At 62.9% G+C, this 1,449-nt stretch carries 2 protein-coding genes; both read left to right on the top strand.

What is annotated here, in order from left to right; genetic code table 11:
* Nucleotides 1-46: 46 nt before the first annotated feature.
* Nucleotides 47-562, top strand: coding sequence for a helix-turn-helix domain-containing protein (locus DWZ01_RS10550; protein ID WP_117817420.1), 516 nt, complete (start codon nt 47-49; stop codon nt 560-562).
* A complete protein-coding gene (locus DWZ01_RS10545; protein ID WP_233504648.1) occupies nt 505-1,410 on the top strand; it encodes an IS3 family transposase in 906 nt (301 codons plus the stop codon). Before DWZ01_RS10550 ends, DWZ01_RS10545 begins: the two co-directional genes overlap by 58 nt.
* The last annotated feature ends 39 nt before the right edge of the window (nt 1,411-1,449 follow it).

Raw genomic sequence — 1,449 nt, 5'->3', positions numbered from 1 at the left:
TGAACTGCCTCCCATTTCTTGGACACAAGAAATGGGAGGCTTTTTTATGGCTGGAAACGCTTTGTACGACGTCGGGATGAGGCTGCGAGCGGCAGAGCTGCACGACGAGGGGCACGGCCGCGCGGCGATCGCGGCCCTTCTCGGGATGCCGGAGGAAACCGTGAGAGAATGGCTGTGCACCTACAGGTCTGCTGGTATCGAGGTTCTGGCCATGATGGGAAAGAAACACACCGCCTATTCGTTCGAGACGAAGCTGGCCGCCGTCAGGGCGGTCGTCGACGAGGGCATGACGAAGCCCGAGGCCATGGAGAAGTTCGGGATAGCCTCGCCAAGCCCTTTCAAGAAATGGCTGAAGGCCTACAGGGAGGAGGGCCCGGAGGCGCTCAGGCCAAAGCCCAGGGGGAGGCCGAGGGGGTCCGGCTCCCCGTCCGGGGAGACGACGCGCGAGCAAGAGCTCGAGCGCAGGATCAAGAGGCTCGAGGCGGAGAACGCCTACCTAAAAAAATCGATCGCCCTGAAGGCGGAGAAACGCTCTCGAACGGCGAAAAGGCCGCGGTCGTGAGCGGGCTTTCAGGGCAATACCCCCTCGCCGACCTGCTCGAGTGCGCCGGCCTGGCGAGGTCGAGCTACTACTACGCGCTGTCGCACCCGAAGGCTCCCACCAGGCCCGAGCTCTGGGAGGCCGCCGCCGAGATATTCTCGCGCACCGCCAACGGGTGCGGCCACAGGCAGATCGCCATGTGCCTGCGCGCCGAGCAGGGCGTGCGCATAGCCGACAAGACGACGCTGAAGATGATGCGCGAGATGGGCATCAGCTGCGGGATCCGCCGCGAGACCGACTACCACAGGTACAACTCGTACAGGGGCAAGGTCGGAAAGACCTTCGAGAACGTCATCGGCAGGGACTTCGCCGCCGACGGGCCGTGGGAGAAGATGGGCACCGACGTCACCGAGTTCAAGCAGCCCTGGGGCAAGGCCTACTTCGCGCCGGTCTACGATTTCGGCAGCAAGGAGATCGTCGCCTGGTCCACGTCGCTGCATCCCAACATGGCCCAGCAGCACGAGCTGCTCGACCAGCTCGTGTCCAAGATGCCCGAGGGCTCCAGGCCGGTCCTGCACTCGGACATGGGCTGGCAGTACCAGCAGGCCGGGTGGTGCAAGCGGCTGGAGGAGGCCGGCGTGGTGCAGAGCATGTCCCGGAAGGGCAACTGCATCGACAACGGCGCGACGGAGCAGGTGTTCGGCCATATGAAGGACGAGTTCTTTCGCGGAAGAAAATGGCCTTGCTTCGAAGACTTCAAGAGAGACCTGGACGAATACATCATCCATTGGAACACGAGAAGGAGGCAGGTTAAACTGAAGGGACTGACCCCGGAGGAATTCCGGAATCAGTCCCTATGTGCGGCGTAGGCCGCTTATTAGCCCGTCCAAGAATTGGGGCGCAGTTCA

This window comes from Collinsella sp. AF28-5AC, from assembly GCF_003457875.1.
GTDB lineage: Bacteria > Actinomycetota > Coriobacteriia > Coriobacteriales > Coriobacteriaceae > Collinsella.
This window is presented reverse-complemented; position numbering and strand designations above follow the sequence as displayed.